This window comes from Micromonospora sp. NPDC049240 (assembly GCF_040647835.1).
Classification (GTDB): Bacteria; Actinomycetota; Actinomycetes; order Mycobacteriales; family Micromonosporaceae; genus Micromonospora.
On the sequence record NZ_JBEZCX010000034.1, the window covers coordinates 1 to 16,814 of the forward strand.

At 71.8% G+C, this 16,814-nt stretch carries 12 protein-coding genes; 5 read left to right on the top strand and 7 right to left on the bottom strand.

From position 1 onward, the window contains the following. From AB0B02_RS31215 to AB0B02_RS31225, 3 genes are all read right to left on the bottom strand, one after another. Positions 1 to 266 (bottom strand): C39 family peptidase (locus AB0B02_RS31215; protein WP_357306549.1); only part of this gene is annotated, 266 nt, incomplete at its 3' end. Positions 267 to 984: 718 nt separating this feature from the next. Continuing rightward, positions 985 to 1,713: a hypothetical protein gene (locus tag AB0B02_RS31220; protein ID WP_281938673.1), complete on the bottom strand. Its 729-nt coding sequence runs from the start codon at positions 1,711 to 1,713 to the stop codon at positions 985 to 987. Between the two features lie 53 nt (positions 1,714 to 1,766). Then, entirely contained in the window at positions 1,767 to 1,955 is a 189-nt protein-coding gene (locus AB0B02_RS31225) for a hypothetical protein (protein ID WP_146180017.1), read from the bottom strand. On the opposite strand from AB0B02_RS31225, the gene AB0B02_RS31230 reads away from it, so the two are divergent. After that, positions 1,954 to 2,667, top strand: coding sequence for a hypothetical protein (locus tag AB0B02_RS31230; RefSeq protein ID WP_281938677.1), 714 nt, complete (start codon positions 1,954 to 1,956; stop codon positions 2,665 to 2,667). The genes AB0B02_RS31225 and AB0B02_RS31230 overlap by 2 nt on opposite strands. 40 nt (positions 2,668 to 2,707) lie before the next feature. Continuing rightward, on the top strand, positions 2,708 to 3,097 hold the full coding sequence (locus AB0B02_RS31235) for a hypothetical protein (RefSeq protein ID WP_281938679.1): 390 nt from the start codon (positions 2,708 to 2,710) through the stop codon (positions 3,095 to 3,097). A gap of 73 nt (positions 3,098 to 3,170) precedes the next feature. Here AB0B02_RS31235 and AB0B02_RS31240 read toward each other — a convergent pair whose 3' ends face one another. Next, positions 3,171 to 4,679 carry an APC family permease gene (locus tag AB0B02_RS31240; protein ID WP_281938681.1) on the bottom strand — a complete coding sequence of 503 codons (1,509 nt, stop codon included), beginning with the start codon at positions 4,677 to 4,679 and terminating at the stop codon, positions 3,171 to 3,173. 196 nt (positions 4,680 to 4,875) lie between these two features. Between AB0B02_RS31240 and AB0B02_RS31245 the strand changes: the two genes are divergently transcribed. Next, positions 4,876 to 5,529: a GPP34 family phosphoprotein gene (locus AB0B02_RS31245; RefSeq protein ID WP_281938684.1), complete on the top strand. Its 654-nt coding sequence runs from the start codon at positions 4,876 to 4,878 to the stop codon at positions 5,527 to 5,529. Between the two features lie 51 nt (positions 5,530 to 5,580). Here AB0B02_RS31245 and AB0B02_RS31250 read toward each other — a convergent pair whose 3' ends face one another. Beyond that, a complete protein-coding gene (locus AB0B02_RS31250) occupies positions 5,581 to 6,180 on the bottom strand; it encodes a GNAT family N-acetyltransferase (RefSeq protein ID WP_281938686.1) in 600 nt (199 codons plus the stop codon). Between the two features lie 153 nt (positions 6,181 to 6,333). Between AB0B02_RS31250 and AB0B02_RS31255 the strand changes: the two genes are divergently transcribed. After that, positions 6,334 to 7,029, top strand: a complete 696-nt coding sequence (locus AB0B02_RS31255; RefSeq protein WP_357306559.1) for a cellulose binding domain-containing protein — start codon at positions 6,334 to 6,336, stop codon at positions 7,027 to 7,029. A 141-nt stretch (positions 7,030 to 7,170) separates the two neighbouring features. Next, positions 7,171 to 12,669: a pullulanase-type alpha-1,6-glucosidase gene (pulA, locus tag AB0B02_RS31260; protein ID WP_357306564.1), complete on the top strand. Its 5,499-nt coding sequence runs from the start codon at positions 7,171 to 7,173 to the stop codon at positions 12,667 to 12,669. A gap of 69 nt (positions 12,670 to 12,738) precedes the next feature. Here the strand turns inward: pulA and AB0B02_RS31265 are convergent, their stop codons facing one another. Both AB0B02_RS31265 and AB0B02_RS31270 read right to left on the bottom strand, forming a co-directional pair. Beyond that, a complete protein-coding gene (locus AB0B02_RS31265; protein WP_357306567.1) occupies positions 12,739 to 14,751 on the bottom strand; it encodes a hypothetical protein in 2,013 nt (670 codons plus the stop codon). Positions 14,752 to 15,086: 335 nt separating this feature from the next. Next, positions 15,087 to 16,724, bottom strand: coding sequence for a hypothetical protein (locus tag AB0B02_RS31270; RefSeq protein ID WP_357306570.1), 1,638 nt, complete (start codon positions 16,722 to 16,724; stop codon positions 15,087 to 15,089). Between the last annotated feature and the right edge of the window lie 90 nt (positions 16,725 to 16,814).

Genomic DNA, 16,814 nt, shown 5'->3' on the forward strand with positions numbered 1-16,814 from the left:
ATCTCCTTGGCCATCGCGTGCACGTCGATGTTCTTGCCGAGCACGCTGATGGCGTTGCGGGCGGCGGCGGGGCCGCAGTAGTAGAAGTTCGGCTGGGCCTCGTAGCGCACGTCCAACTCCCGCTCGCCGCTCTTACGGTCGGCCACCACGGTGGCCTTGTCGGCGGGGGCGGCGTGCGCGGCGATCGCGGGGCCGGCGATCCCACCGGCGGTCGCGGCGATACCGGCAGCGGTCAGCACAGTCTTACGCAGCACAGTGGTAGCCATGATGATGCCTCCCAGGGGGGTGGGGGATATGCGGGCGCGGGGGACGCCTGCGTGCGGGGAAAGGTCTGAAAGGGGTGGGCCCGGCGGCCGAAAGGGGGCCTGCTCAGGGGCCCGGCGCGACCGGCTCACCGGGGGGTGGCCGGGTCGGCGGCTCCGGGGGCTGTAACCACGGCCGGTGGCCGCACATTCCGTCGACACGGGGCCCGCCTACCCGGGGGTGGCTGGCCCGGTGAGGTAACGACGGCCGGTGGCCGCTCATTCCCGACCGGGGCTGCCAGCGGCCCGGGGGCCGGGCTCCACGCGGTCTGCCAGGTACAACGCCCCGCCCCCGGCGACCATTCCGCCGAGCCAGTGACCCCGACCACCCCAAACCCGACAAACCCGACACTCGCCCATGGGCGCCTCACCGCAGCCCCGCTCGAGTGCCCACGAAACCGCACATCCCGCACCCCAGGGCGCCCTCAACCCGGAGCCCGCCGAAGGGTGAACCCGGTGGAGATCTCGGTACCGAACCGCACCTCCGCGGCCCGATGCGTACCAAGATCTCCACCGCCCCCGTTGAGCAAAACGTTCACCCACCCGCGCTGATCATGAAGTTGGCGGGCTGACACGCCGACAATCCGGCAGCCAACTTCATGATCAGCGTGGTGGGGCGGGCTCCTGCCGCCCAGGCGGACCGGTTGGGTGCGCCGAGGGTGTCGGCACTTCGGCTGGGTGGTCATGCGGTGAGCAGGGCGAGCAGTGCGTCGCGGGTGGCGCGTACCGCGGCGCGCGACTCCTCGGTGTGGTCCAGGGCGTCGAACCCGTGTCGTCCGTCCGGCACGTCGACCAGGTGCAACGGCAGCCCGTGCCGGGTTGCGGCAGCCGTGAACGCCGCGATGGTGGACGTGACCTCGGGCCGCTCCCGACCGGCCCGGGTCAGCACGAGCGGTGGCCGGCCGTCGTCGCCCGCCGTCAGGGCGTCGAGCGGGTGGAAGCGCGGGTCGACCGGGGGCCAGTCGGGGAGCGGGGCCAGCAGCGGGTACGTCGCGGCGAGGCCGCGCAGCCAGCGGGGCGGGTCGCGGAGCCAGTCGCCGAGCAGCAGCCCGGCGCCGGAGAAGAACCAGAGTGCCAGCCGCTCCGGGTCGACGCGGGGATCGGCGCGGAGCAGGTCGGCCGCGTCGGCGACACGGGCGGCGACCGTGCGCAGGTCGTCGGGGCTGGTCACGGAGAGCCGGGGGAGTGCGACCACCACGCCCTGGTCGGCGAGGAGCGCGCCGTATCCCCGGTAGAGCGGCCAGTCCCGGGCGTCGGGTGCGTCGGGCGGCCCGGGAACGCCGTGCACCACCACGACCGCGGGGTGGGGGCCGCCGCCGGTCGGCAGGTGCAGGTCGACCTCGCCGTGTCGTTCGACGGGGGCGGCCGGCGGGTCGAGCACAAACTGTGTCTCCCAGAAACTGTTTCCCATGACGGCGATGTTAGGGCAGCGCGTCGTCGCGCGCCGCCCCGGTTGTCGCCGGATCAGGAGGAGGACGCCTTGGCGTGCCGTTCCCGCAGCCGGTCCCGGATCTCCTCCGGTGTGTACGCCCGGCGCTGCCGCTCCGCCCGGGCCACCACCACGCCCGTCGCCGCGACGCCCGCCAGGCCGGCCAGGCCGAGCACCTTCCACCACCGCATCCGTTGCCGCATCGGCTTAGGGTAGTCCTCCATGAGCATCAGCCTGGACGAGGCCGTGGAGCTGACCCGCACCGGCGACCTGTGGGTGTTCCGTGGGCGCAGCGTGCCCGATCGCGCCATCCAGTTCACCACCAACAGCCCGGTGAACCACGTGGGCATGGCGGTGGTGCTGGACGACATGCCGCCGTTGATGTGGCACGCGGAGCTGGGCCGTTCGCTGCCGGACATGTGGACCGGCACCCGCCAGCGCGGCGTGCAGTTGCACGACCTGCGCGACGCGGTCTGCGTGTGGGCCAACCGGTACGGCCAGCGGGGCTGGCTGCGTCAGCTCGAACCGCCCGCCGACGGTGCCATGGAGGAGGCGGTGCTGCGTACCGTGGCGCGTCTGGACGGCACCCCGTTCCCGTCGACCGCGCAGCTCGCCTGGCGCTGGGCCCGGGGTCGGGTGCCGATGCCGCGCCGGCGACCGTCCAGCCCGGACACTGGCGGGACACCGGGCGCGGGCCGGGCAGCGGGCGGTGCCGGCGCACCGGGTGCGGACGGGGCGTCGGTGCGTGACCGGGCGCTGGAGACCGCGTACTGCGCGGAGGTGGTGGCGGTGACCTACGAGGCGATGGGGTTGCTGCCGGCCGGCCGCCGGCCCAACTGGTACGACCCGGGTCGGTTCTGGAGCGGTGACGACCTGGCCCTGACCGGCGGCGCGCAGCTCGGCAAGGAGATCGAGGTGCGCATCCCACCGCGCTGACCAGGTTTGCCGGGCTGGCGGGCCGGTAATGGAGAGCGTCGTGACGGCTTCCACCGACCTCGACACGCTCTCCGACTTCTTCGACAGGTACGGCGTGGCGCTGACCACCGCCGACGTGCCGGCCATCGCCGCCTGTTACGCCCTGCCCGGGCTGGTGGTCGCCGACACCTACAGCTTCTCGTTCACCTCGCCGGCGGCGGTCGCGCTGAGCTTCGTCGGCGCCGCGCCCGACTACCAGGAGCGGGAGCTGGTCGCCGCGAACGCGCAGATCGAAGAGGTGCAGCAGGTGTCGGCGCTGCTCACCGAGGTGGCGGTGCGGTGGGAGTTCCTGGACAGCCAGGGCGGCGCGGTGCCCGGCGAGCACTACCGCTACCTGCTGCGGGCCACCGACGAGGGCCCGGCCATCTGCACCGTCATCCGCACCGCCTGAGCCCCGCTCCACGGTGGTGAGCGGGGGCCCCTTCTCTGCCGGAGGCGTCAAGAAGGGGCCCCGCCTTACTCGTTCAGCGGTGGCTGCGGGCCCAGCGGTCGGGCTCGGGAGCCGAGTGCAGGCCGGGCTCGTGCAGGCCCTCCTCGTCGAGCTGGCCGATCCGCCGGTAGGTGTCCGGCCGGCTGGTGCGCAGCACGCCACCCCAGATCAGGCCGAGCACGCCGGCCACCACCGGGATCGCCGGCAGCAGCCACTTGAGGTAGCCGGCGGTGTCCGGCGCGAGCAGCGCGTCGAAGTTGAACAGCAGCACCAGCAGCACGGCGGTGAGCAGGACGGTGCCGAGCGCCGGGGCGATCGCCCGCTGCCAGGCCGACTCCGGGCCGCCACGGCCGCGGAAGAAGCCGACGACGGAGGCCGAGGTGAGCGTCATCAGCAGCACCACACCGACCGCGGCCGAGCCGGACAGCCAGGTGAACAGGTCGATGACCGGGTCCCGCCCGGACATCGCGAACCCCACGAAGACCACCACGGCCAGGATGCTCTGCACCAGTGAACCGGCGACCGGGGCGCCGCTGCGGCTGGAGGTCGCGCCGAGGAAGCGGGGCAGGACGTTCTCCCGGCCGAGCGCGAACAGGTAGCGGGCCACGCCGTTGTGGAACGACAGCAGGGCGGCCAGCACGCTGGTGATGAACAGGACGTTGGCGATGTCCGCGACCACGGCGCCGGAGTACTGGTCGAGCGCCCCGAAGATCACGCCGGGGCCGGCCTCGGCGCTGGCCTGCGGCGCGTTCTCCGGGCCGGTCAGCACCGTCAGCGCCCAGGCGGAGAAGGCGTAGAACAGGCCGGTGAACGCGACCGCGATGTAGGTGGCCCGGGCCACGGTGCGCCGCGGGTCCCTGACCTCCTCGCTGTAGATGGCGCCGCTCTCGAAGCCGGTGAAGGAGGCGATGGTGAACGCCAGCACGGCGCCGAACCCGGCCCCGAACAGGTGGCCGGGGCTGATGCCGGCGGTGGTGACGGCGCCGCCGGCCGGGTGGGCGAACGCCACCAGGTCGAAGATCAGCACGGCCACGCACTCCAGGACCAGCAGCACCGCGAGGACGCTGGCGTTCAGGTCGATGCGCAGCACGCCGAGCACGCCGATGAAGACCCAGGCCAGCAGCGCCCAGACCCACCACTTGAGGTCCAGCCCGGCCTTGGCCGACATGAAGTCCGACATGATGGCGCCGAACAGCCCGTAGAGACCGATCTGGATGGCGTTGTACGCGGCCAGCGCGACCGCCGAGCCGGCCACCCCGCCGGCCCGGCCGAGGCCGTTGGCGATGTACGCGTAGAACGCGCCCGCGTTGGCGACGTACCGGCTCATCGCGGCGTAGCCGGTGGCGAAGATGGCGAGCACGGCCGCGAGCAGGACGTAGCCCAGTGCGGCGCCGATGTTGCCGCTGACCGCGTACATGGTGGTGACGCCACCGCCGAGAACGGTCAGCGGGGCGGAGGCGGCGACGGTGAAGAAGACGAGATGGGCGGTGCCGAGACGGCCACGGCGTAGCCCACCGTCGGAGAAGAACGGATCGGAGGACAAGGCTTCTCCAGGGGAGGGGAAGGGGTTGAGGATGTCTACTTCGGAACAGCCTCAGGCAGGGTATTGGTGATCACGGATCGTCACAACCCCGCTTCGATATCGATTAGGGCGCGTGTGTACGACCGGAATTGAGCTGTGCGTGGTCATGCCGTACCGTCCCGTGTCGACGATCACGGCCACCGTTCGAGGATGGACCATGACCTACCCCGGGGCACAAGCCACGTACCGGCTAGCCGATGCGCTGTTCCTCATCGGACATGACGAGTTCACCGGTAAGCCGCATGTCGCCGTCGACCGGCTGGAGTGCGGGTTGGCCGGCGCCGCGCTCGCCGAGCTGATGTTCGAGGGAAGGATCGCGCTCGACGGTGGCGGCATCGCCGCGGTCGACCCGCGGCTCTGGCAGGAGCCGTTGACCGATCTGCTGATCACCGAGATCCTGCGTCGTGAGGGCGCGCATCCGGCCCGGTTGTGGATCCGCTACCTGCGGACCCAGCTCAACATCAACGAGCGGGTCGGGACGCGGCTGGTCACCGCCGGCGTGCTGCGTCGGGAGCAGGGCAAGCTGATCGGCCGTCAGGTGCGCTGGCCGGCCACCGACCCGAACCAGGCGGCCTCGCCGCGGGTACGCCTGACCGCGATGCTGATGCACTCGTCCCCGGCCGAACTGGACCCGGGCACGTTGCTGCTGGCGAGCCTCGCCGAGGCCGTCGGGCTCGCCGCGCACATCTTCGACCCGCAGGTCGGCGGCCGGATGCGGGACTGCCGTCGGTTCCTGCCGGCGCAGCTCGACGGGCTGCTGGCCGCCGTGGTGGGCGCGTTGGACGCCAGCACCACGACGGTCCGTCGGTGACCTGCCGCCGATGACGTCCCGCCCCGGCGGACCGGGACGGGACGGGCTCGGTCAGGCCGGCTCGCGCCACATCGGGTAGAGGCTGGGCCCGTCCGGCAGGTCCAGGGTGTTCGGCCGGCGGCGGAAGCCGAGCCGCTCGTAGAGCGCCGCGTTCCGCGCCGAGCTGGCCTCCAGGTACGCGGCGGCGCCGGCCCGGTCCAACTCGGCCAGCTTGTCGCGCAGCAGCGCCGAGCCCACGCCCGTGCCGTGGTGCGCCGGGTGCACCGCGATGAACGGCAGGTACCAGTGCGGCTCGGCCGGGTGGTTGGCGGTCATCTGCTCGTCGAGCATGCCGAACCGCTTCATCGCGTCCGGCCCGATGGTGGCCTCCAGCTCGGCGAACTCGTCGCCCTCGTCGGCGCCGTGGTCGTCGCCGACGGGCAGCCAGAGCGTGGCGCCCAGCCCGTCGCCGGCCACGTGGACCTCGCCGGTCCGCAGCGCCAACGCGACGAACGGCCCGAAGAAGGCGGGGTGCACCCGCGCCCGGTGGTCCTCCGCCGGGAAGATCCAACCGCTCACCGGGTCCCGCATGAACGCCTCGGCGAGGATCCCGGTCACGACGGCGGCGTCGGTTGTGGACGCCCGCCGGATGTTGCCCTGCCACTCTGTCACTGGCCACCCGTCCTGCCGCTGCACGAGCCACTGTGGTCATCGATCGGCGTGCAACGTATCAGGTCGCCGAGCCGCGGGTCAGGCCCGAACGGACCGCTCGCCGTCCCCGGGTGTCGGTGGCTAGGCTGGCCCGGCCCGGCGAACAGGAGGAACATGTCCCGCACGCGTCGCGCCACCCCGTCGACCGGGTCCGCCATCACCTCGTCGCCCTGGGTGGTCGTCGCGATCGGCGTGATCGTGATGGTGGTGCTGCTGGTGGTGGCGCTCGGCTCGGTGCGGGGCCGGCGGACGTTCCCGGCGTCGCCCACCGATCCGGCGATGTCGCTGCCGGAGCTGCCGACCGCCACGGCGACCTCGCCCAGCGTGACGGGCGGTCCGCCGAGCACGGCCGGCCGCCCGGTGGTCCCGGGGCTGTCGCCCCGGTCGACGGTGCTGCCGGCCAGGCCGACGCCGGCCGTGTCGACCGGCGGTCCGCGGGGTGAGGTACGTCCGGCGCCGCTGTCGCCGCCGCCGCCCCCGCCGGCGCCGCCGTCCGCGGTGACCGGCCGGTACGCGGTGGTGAGCAGCTTCGACGGCGGCTTCATCGGCGAGGTGCGACTGGTCAACGCCGGAGGTGCGGCGCACGGCTGGACGGTGCGGCTGACGTTCCCGCAGGGTCGGCTGGTCACCGCCTGGGTGGAGGGCGCCGAACAGGGCACGTTCGGCTTCGACGGCGGTGTCGTCACGTACCGCAGCGGCGTCGACCTGGCGGCGGGCGCGTCGGTGCCGGTGCGCTTCCACCTCGAACGGACCGGGACCACCCGTCCGGAGAGTTGCGCGGTCGACGGCGTGACCTGCGCCGGGCTCTGATCCAGCCGTCCGGACGACGGCGCGTGGTCCGGACGGTTTTGCAAGACGGCTGTCGTGTTTCGACTTTGTTTGCAAGCTATTGCAGAATGTTTCGGCAAGAGCTAGCGTGCGGGCGAATCAGCGACCAGAGAAAGGCCGTCGATGAAACCGACGCCGATATCCCCCAAGGCGTTGCTCGCCCTGGTCTCCTCCCTCGTACTCACCCTCGTCGGCGTGCCGGTGGCCCTCCACCAGCTCGGCGCCGACAGCGCCGACCGCGCCGTCACCCCCGACGTGCTGGCCGCCGGCAACGCCCCCCAGTGGAACCGGGAGCCGTCCGCCGAGGCGCTGCTGAAGGCGGGCGCCACCACCGCCAAGGCGGAGCAGTTCTACTTCGTGCTGCCGGACCGCTTCGCCAACGGCGACAAGCGCAACGACACCGGCGGCCTGCGCGGCGACCGGCTGGCCACCGGCCTCGACCCGGCGGACAAGGGCTTCTACCACGGCGGTGACCTCAAGGGCGTCATCGACAAGATGGACTACATCCAGGGGATGGGGACCACCGCCATCTGGCTCGCCCCGATCTTCAAGAACCGGCCCGTGCAGGGCACCGGCGCCGACGTCTCGGCCGGCTACCACGGCTACTGGATCACCGACTTCACCCAGGTCGACCCGCACTTCGGCACCAACGCCGAGCTGGAGAAGCTGGTCGACCTCGCGCACCGGCGCGGCATCAAGGTCTACCTCGACATCATCGTCAACCACACCGCCGACGTCATCCGCTACGCCGAGGACAAGTACGGCTACGTCGACAAGAAGACCGCCCCGTACACCGACGCGCAGGGCCGGGCCTTCGAGGACCGCAACTACGCCGACGGCACGCGGAAGTTCCCGCAGGTCAACCGGGAGTCGTTCCCGTACACCCCGACGTTCGCCAGCCCGGCCGACGCGAAGGTCAAGGTCCCGGCGTGGCTCAACGACCCGACCATGTACCACAACCGTGGTGACTCCACGTTCGCCGGGGAGAACAGCGAGTACGGCGACTTCTTCGGCCTCGACGACCTGTGGACCGAGCGTCCCGAGGTGGTCCGCGGCATGACCGACATCTACGGGCAGTGGATCGGCAAGGCCGGCGTCGACGGCTTCCGCCTGGACACCGTCAAGCACGCCAACCTCGACTTCTGGCCGCAGTTCACCCGCGGCATCGACGCCTACGCGGCGAAGGCCGGCAAGGAGGACTTCTTCATGTTCGGCGAGGTCTACAGCGCCGACCAGGAGATCGAGTCGACGTACGTGCGGCAGGGCGGCCTGCCGGCCACGCTCGACTTCTCGTTCCAGGAGGCGGCGCGCGGCTACACCGCCGCCGACGGCTCGGCCAAGGCCCTCGCCGACGTGTACGCCAAGGACGACCTCTACTCGGCGCGCGACACCGACGCCAACCGGCTGCCCACCTTCCTCGGCAACCACGACATGGGCCGGATCGGCTCGTTCGTCGCCGCGGCCGGCGGGGACGACGCCACCCAGCTCCGCCGCGACCAGCTCGCGCACCAACTGATGTTCCTCACCCGCGGCCAGCCGGTGGTGTACTCCGGCGACGAGCAGGGCTTCACCGGCCCCGGCGGGGACAAGGACGCCCGCCAGGACATGTTCGCCTCGAAGACCGCGGACTACCTCGACGACGACCTGATCGGCACCACCCGCACCCACGCCGTCGACCAGTACGACACCCGGCACCCGCTCTACCGCACCATCGCCGAGCTGGGCAGGCTGCGGGCGGCGCACCCGGCGCTGCGCGACGGCGTCCAGGTCACCCGGTACGCGGCCGACGGCCCCGGCGTGTTCGCGTTCTCCCGTGTGCTGCCCGCGCAGCGGGTGGAACACGTCGCGGCGGTGAACAACGCCTCGACCCCGCAGACTGTCACGGTGGACACCTGGTCGGCCGGCACCCGCTTCACCGCAATCTACGGCGACGCCGCGACCGCCACGGCCGGCGCCGACGGCAAACTGAGCCTGACCGTGCCGGCCATGTCGGCAGTGGTGCTCAAGGCCGACCGGGCCATCCCGCAGGCCGGCGCGGCCCCGACGATCACGCTGATCGAGCCGGGTGACGCCCCGGTGGCCGGCAAGACCGCGATCACCGCCCAGATCGGTGGCGACCCGCTCGCCACCGTCACGTTCGCCGCGAAGGTCCCCGGCGGGAAGTGGACGCTGCTGGGCACCGCCGACCGCGCGCCGTACACGGTCCACCACGACCTGACCGGCCTGCCCGGCGGCGCCACCGTCGAGTACAAGGCGGTGGTCCGCGACGGCAAGGGCCGGACCGCCACCGTGCGCACCACCGGCACGGTCGGCACCCCGGCCCAGGGCGCGTCCCGGGACTGGGCGATCGTGCACTACCAGCGCCCGGCCGGCGGCTACGCCGACTGGGGGCTCTACGCCTGGGGCGACATCGACCCGGCGTACGCCACCGAGTGGCCCAAGGGGCAGCCGTTCGCCGGAGAGGACGCGTACGGCCGGTTCGCCTGGGTGAAGCTCAAGCCCGGCGCGAAGTCGGTCGGCTTCCTGGTGGTCGACTCCGACGGCAACAAGGACGTGGCGAACGACCGCACCATCGACGTGACGCAGACCGGCGAGGTCTGGGTCAAGCAGGGCGACCCGACGCTCTACCCGACCCGCGAGGCGGCCACCGGCGAGCCCGCCCCGCCGGTCGACCAGAACACCGCGGTCATCCACTGGCGCAAGGCCGACGGCAACTACGACGGCTGGGGCCTGCACCTCTGGGACGGCGCGGCCAACCCGACCGACTGGGCCGCCCCGCTCAAGCCGGAGAGGATCGACGCGTACGGCGCGGTGTTCCGGGTGCCCCTCGCCGCCGGGGCGACCGGGCTCAGCTACATCCTGCACAAGGGAGATGAGAAGGATCAGCCGGACGACCAGCGGCTCGACCTGACCGGCGTGGGGCACGAGGTCTGGCTGCTGGCCGGCGTCAAGGGCCGGCTGCTGCCGGCGACCAGCTCCGGCACGGCCAAGGACGTCGACATCGCCAAGCAGAAGGCGCAGTGGATCGACAGGTCCACCGTCGCCTGGGCCACCGGCCCGACCGACGGCAAGAAGTACGCGCTCGTCGCCGCCGGAGCCGGCGGGATCGGGGTCGCCGACGGCGAACTGACCGGCACGTACACCACGCTGCCGCTGCGCGCGCAGCGCAACGGGCTGACCGAGGCGCAACGGCAGGCGTACCCCCAGCTCTGGGCCTATCACGCGTTCACGCTTGACCGCGCCGACCTGGCCAAGGTGCCGGCGGCGCTGCGCGGGCAGCTCGTGGTCACCGAGCGGGACGCCGAGGGCGCGCTGCTCAGCGCCACCGGCGTGCAGATCCCCGGCGTGCTGGACGACGTCTACGCGGCGGCCACCGGGGTGAAGCTCGGCCCGACGTTCGCCGGCCGGGTGCCCACGCTCGCGGTGTGGGCGCCGACCGCGCGGAAGGTGTCGCTGCAACTGTTCGACTCGCCCACCGCGCAGCCGAGCACGGTGGCGATGACCCGCAACGACCGCACCGGTGTCTGGTCGGTGCGCGGCACCACGGCGTGGACCGGCCGCTACTACCGCTACCAGGTCGAAGCCTGGCAGCCGGCGGCGCAGAAGGTGGTCACCGCGTCGGTCACCGACCCGTACTCGGTGGCGCTCGCGCCGGACTCCACGCACAGCCAGATCGTCGACCTGACCGACCCGGCGCTGGCGCCGGCCGGCTGGGCGAAGCTGCGTAAGCCGGCGGCCGTGCCCGCGTCGAAGGCGCAGATCTCCGAGCTGTCGGTACGCGACTTCTCCATCGCCGACACCACCGTCGCGCCGGAGAAGCGGGGCACCTACCTCGCGTTCACCGACCCGAACACGGCCGGGATGAAGCACCTGCGGGCGCTCGGCGACGCCGGCGTCAACTACCTGCACCTGCTGCCGGCGTTCGACTTCGCCACCATTCCGGAGAAGCGGGCCGACCAGGCCCAGCCGGCCTGCGACCTGGCCACGCTGCCGCCGGACTCGGACCAGCAGCAGAAGTGCGTCGCGGCGGTGGCCGACAAGGACGGCTACAACTGGGGGTACGACCCGCTGCACTACACGGTGCCGGAGGGCGGCTACGCGGTCGACCCGAACGGCGCGAAGCGCACCACCGAGTTCCGGCAGATGGTCGCCGGGGTGAACCAGGCCGGCCTGCGGGTGGTCATGGACGTGGTCTACAACCACACCTCGGCCGCCGGCACCGACGGAAAGTCGGTGCTCGACCAGGTGGTGCCCGGCTACTACCACCGGCTGCTGGACGACGGCACGGTCGCCAACTCGACCTGCTGCGCCAACACCGCCCCGGAGCACGCCATGATGGGCAAGCTCGTGGTGGACTCGCTTGTCACCTGGGCCAAGGCGTACAAGGTGGACGGCTTCCGGTTCGACCTGATGGGTCACCACCCGAAGGCGAACATCCTGGCCGTGCGGGCCGCGCTGGACAAGCTCACGCCCGCCCGCGACGGCGTCGACGGCAAGAAGATCATGCTGTACGGGGAGGGCTGGAACTTCGGCGAGGTCGCCAACGACGCCCGGTTCACGCAGGCCACCCAGGCCAACATGGCCGGCACCGGGATCGGCACGTTCAACGACCGGCTCCGCGACGCGGTGCGTGGCGGCGGCCCGTTCGACGCCAACCCGCGGGTGCAGGGCTTCGCCTCCGGCCTGTACACCGACCCGAACGGCGACGAGGTCAACGGCTCGGCAGCCGAGCAGAAGGCCCGGCTGCTGCACGCCCACGACCTGATCAAGGTGGGCCTGACCGGTAACCTGCGCGACTACCGGTTCACCGACTCCGCCGGGAAGACGGTCACCGGGGCGCAGGTCGACTACAACGGCTCCCCGGCCGGCTACACCGCCGCGCCGGGCGAGGCGGTCACCTACGTCGACGCGCACGACAACGAGATCCTGTACGACGCGCTGGCGTACAAGCTGCCGCAGGGGACCCCGGCGCAGGACCGGGCCCGGATGCAGGTGCTGGCGCTGGCCACCACCGCGTTCGGGCAGGGCACCGGGTTCGTCACGGCCGGCTCGGAGCGGCTGCGCTCGAAGTCGCTGGACCGCAACTCGTTCAACTCCGGGGACTGGTTCAACCAGATCCGCTGGGACTGCGCCCAGGGCAACGGCTTCGGCGCCGGCCTCCCGCCGGAGCAGGACAACAAGGACAAGTGGCCGTACGCCAAGCCGCTGCTGGCCGATCCGAAGCTGGTGCCGGACTGCGCGGCGGTCGACCTGGCCGACGCCCGGTACGCCGAGCTGCTGCGGATCCGCCGGTCCTCGCCGGTGTTCGGCCTGCCCACCGCCGAGCAGGTGCAGAAGCGGGTCGCGTTCCCGCTGTCCGGGGCGAAGGAGACCCCGGGCGTGCTGACCATGACGCTCGACGCCCGTGGGTTGGGCGGAACGTGGAAGTCGGTGACGGTGGTCTTCAACGCCACCCCGGAGACGGCGAAGCAGACCGTGGCCGGCCTGCGCGGGGCGAGCGTGGCGCTGCACCCGGTGCTGCGGAACTCCGCCGACCCGGCGCTGCGGACCGCGTCGTTCGACCGGTCCGGTGGCACGTTCACCGTGCCGGCGCGCAGCGTGGCGGTCTTTGTGCAGAGCTGATCGCAGCAGCGGACCGGCCCTCCAGCCACGTGTGGCTGGAGGGCCGGTCCGTACCCCGGGTCCGTCAGGTCAGTTGAAGCAGTCCTTGACGGTGTTGGCGCAGTTGGTGGGGTCGTTGTCGCTGATGAGGGATTCGTCGTCGAGCTTGACGTGTCCTTCGTTGTTGAGGATGCCGCCGGCGACGCGGTGCAGCTTGCTGGTGTCGGTGGCGGTGTTCTTGGTGACGTGGGTCTTGGTCAGGGTGATGGTGGCCTTGTTGTTGAAGATGCCGCCGCCGTTGAGGGCGGTGTTGCCCTTGATGATGGTGTTGCGCAGGGTGAGGGCGGCGTTGTCGTCCTCGTCGTGGTCGCGGGTGAGGAAGCCGTCTTCGATCTTGACGAGCCACTCGCCGTTGTAGATGCCGCCGCCGAAGCGGTTGGCGGTGTTGTCGACGATGACGCTGTCGGCGATCGTGGCGCTGCCCTGGTCCTTGGTGTTGGGGTAGCCCCAGTGCTTGCCGCCGGTGGTGACCACGCCGCCGCCGTCGCCGTCGGCGTGGTTGTTGGCGACGACGACCTTGTCGAGGTCGAGGTCGGTGTTCTCGGCGTAGATGCCGCCGCCGTTCTCGCAGGCGGTGTTGCCGGTGATGTGGGTGAAGGAGACGGTGACGTAGCCGCCGCTGCTGAACAGGCCGCCACCGTTGCGCCCGGCGCGGTTGTCCGACAGCGAGGAGTTCTCGCCCTCCTTGCCACCGTTCTTGCCGTGGTCGGAACCGATGATCTCGACCGTGCCGGCCTCGTCGTGCTTGCCCGACGGGACGTAGCTCTTCAGCTCCGCGGCGTCGGCGCCGTGCTTGCCGGCGAGCCCGCTGCCGTTGGCGATGCCGCCGCCGTTGCCGCCGGCGGTGTTGTCGTCGACCTTGGTCTCCTCGACCTTGAGGATGCCGCGGTTGAAGACGCCGCCACCGTCGCCCTGGGCGTGGTTGTTGACGACCTTGCTGTCCTCCAGCCACACCCGGCCGTAGTTGGCCACCGCGCCGCCGTTGTGCTCGGCGTTGTTGTCGGTGAGCTTGACGTTGGACAGGTGGGCGCTGCCACCGCGCTCGACCAGGAGCGCGCCGCCGTCACCCTCGTTCCGCTTCTCCTCCTCGTCGGCCGGGCCCGAGACCGTGGTCGTGGTCGCCGCCGTGGTAACGGCCTGGGCCGCAACCGGTGCGGCCTGGGCCGCGCCGGCGGTGGCGGCCTGGGCCGGCGCGGTGACGGACGCGGTCGTGGCCTGCGCCGGTGCCACCTGCGCCGCCACCGGAGCGGGCTGCGCCGGAGCGGTGGCGGACTGGGCCGCGGTGGCGGCCGACGCACCCGCGACCGCCGGCTGCGCCGGGGCGACGGGGGCCGGCAGGGTCGCCGAGCCGTTCGCCGCCGAGGGCGCCACCGACGCCGGGCCGCCCGGGTACTTGAACCCGGACGCGTTCCCACCCTTGACGGTCAGGTCCTTGAGCGTGAGGTGGCCGCCGTCGGCGACGCGGAAGATGCGGAAGGTGTCCTCGGCGTCGCGTTTGATGGTGGAGCCGTTGCCCTTGATGGTGACGTCCTGGGTGATCTCGGGCAGGCCGCCGCCGACCTTGCGGTCCTTGACGCCGAGTTCGTAGGTGCAGTTCTCGGCGAGCTTGAGGGTGCCGCCGTGGTCGCGGTTGGTCAGTTCGAGCGCGTCGACCAGGGCGTCGTCGTCGCAGGGAACCTCGCGGGCCTTGCCGTGCTCGTCCTCGCCGCCCCACTCGCCGCGGTCCTGGCCCCACTCACCCCGGTCCCGGCCTTCCTGGCCGTGCTCGTCCTTGCTTTCCTTGCCGTGCTCGTCCTTGCCGTGCTCGTCCTCGGTGGCCTCGCCGCCGTGGTCGCCGTCGTTGAGCTGCTGCGCGGTCGACCACTTCACGTCGGCGAGCCGGTGCGGACCGGTCACCCCGGTGGTCGCGTAGGCAACGCCTGCGAGGCTGACCGCTCCGGTCAGGCCCACGACGCCGGTGGCGAGCCAGAGCCGGCGGCGCCGGAGCGGGGAACTGGTCTCGCGGGTGGTGGCGTCATTGTTATTGCGAAGGTAGTTGGACATCGGAGCTCTCTGCCCTCTCCTTGTACCTGACAAGGTCGCTTCGCCACGGCGAGGCGGCCTTCGCTACAAATCGGTTGTAGCTGCTGAAGACGAACTTATGAGAGCTTTGTTCGCCTCGTGGCCAGATACGAAAAAAACCCGCATAAGGGTGCGGGTGGGGCGGGCTGGCGCAGCGAGGGCGGGATGACCCGATGGTGCCCACAAGGTCGCTCGACGCCGTTTTGCCCGACGTGGCGACCTCCGGGCGGGTGCGACCCCGCGACAGCCGGCGGGTTGGTAGCCCTCCTTCCGCCCGGCGGGGCGGAAGGAGGGCTCCCGGTTATGTGGTGGTGCGATCAGTTGAAGCAGTCCTTGACGGTGTTGGCGCAGTTGGTGGGGTCGTTGTCGCTGATGAGGGATTCGTCGTCGAGCTTGACGTGTCCTTCGTTGTTGAGGATGCCGCCGGCGACGCGGTGCAGCTTGCTGGTGTCGGTGGCGGTGTTCTTGGTGACGTGGGTCTTGGTCAGGGTGATGGTGGCCTTGTTGTTGAAGATGCCGCCGCCGTTGAGGGCGGTGTTGCCCTTGATGACGGTGTTGTGCAGGGTGAGGGCGGCGTTGTCGTCCTCGTCGTGGTCGCGGGTGAGGAAGCCGTCTTCGATCTTGACGAGCCACTCGCCGTTGTAGATGCCGCCGCCGAAGCGGTTGGCGGTGTTGTCGACGACGACGCTGCCGGCGATCGTGGCGCTGCCGCCGGTGGCCAGCATGCCGCCGCCGTCGCCGTCGGCGTGGTTGTCGGCGACGACGACCTTGTCGAGGTCGAGGTCGGTGTTCTCGGCGTAGATGCCGCCGCCGTTCTCGCAGGCGGTGTTGCCGGTGATGTGGGTGAAGGAGACGGTGACGTAGCCGCCGCTGCTGAACAGCCCGCCGCCGTTGCGTCCGGCGCGGTTGTCCGACAGCGAGGAGCCCTCGCCCTCCTTGCCGTCCCACGCCCCGGCGATCTCCACGACGCCGCGGTCGCGGCCGGGACCGGTCGGCGTCCCGGTGCGGCCCGTACCGTGCCGCACGCCGACGTCGTTGCCGTTGGCGACGCCGCCGCCGCTGCCGGCGGCGGTGTTGTCGTCGACCTGCGACTTCTCGATGGTCAGAAGGCCCCGGTTGAAGACGCCGCCACCGTCGCCCTGCGCGTGGTTGCGCCGGACCGTGCTGTCGGTGAGCCACACCCGGCCGAAGTTGGCCACCGCGCCGCCGTCGTGCTCGGCGTTGTTGCGGGTGAGATCGACCCGCCGGAGGTGGGCCTTGCCGCCGCGCTCGACAAGCAGCGCGCCGCCGTCACCGGCGCCCTGTTCTCCGTCCGTGTCCGCCGGGCCCGTCGTCGCCGGTCGACCCGGGTACGCGGACACCGAGGCGTTTCCGCCGGAGACGGTCAGGTCGTCAAGGGTGAGGTGGCCGCCGTCGGCGACGCGGAAGATGCGGAAGGTGTCCTCGGCGTCGCGTTTGATGGTGGAGCCGTTGCCCTTGATGGTGACGTCCTGGGTGATCTCGGGCAGGCCGCCGCCGACCTTGCGGTCCTTGACGCCGAGTTCGTAGGTGCAGTTCTCGGCGAGCTTGAGGGTGCCGCCGTGGTCGCGGTTGGTCAGTTCGAGTGCGTCGACCAGGGCGTCGTCGTCGCAGGGAACCTCGCGGGCCTTGCCGTGCTCGTCCTCGCCGCCCCACTCGCCGCGGTCCTGGCCCTCCCCGTCGGGCCCGTCCCCACCCTTCGGGTCGGCGGCGGGCGGGTGGTCGCCGGCCTCCCGCGGTGCGGCGGGGCGGTTCTCCGCCACCCGTTCCGGATCGCCGGCCCTGTCGTTTCGGGCGGCGAGGCCACCCAGCGCCGCCAGCCCGACGACCCCGGTCAGCCCGGCCACGCCGGTGGCGACCCAGAGTGCCCGCCGCCTGTTCGCCGGCGGGGCCACGGTCGGCGCCCCGCCCTCGGGTGCCGTTATGTCGTGGGACATGCGCGCCCTCCACCCTTCGGTGTCTCCTCGAACGGGTCGTACCGCCATGGGCCGCACGAAAAGCTACAAAACGGTTGCAGCCCCTGAACC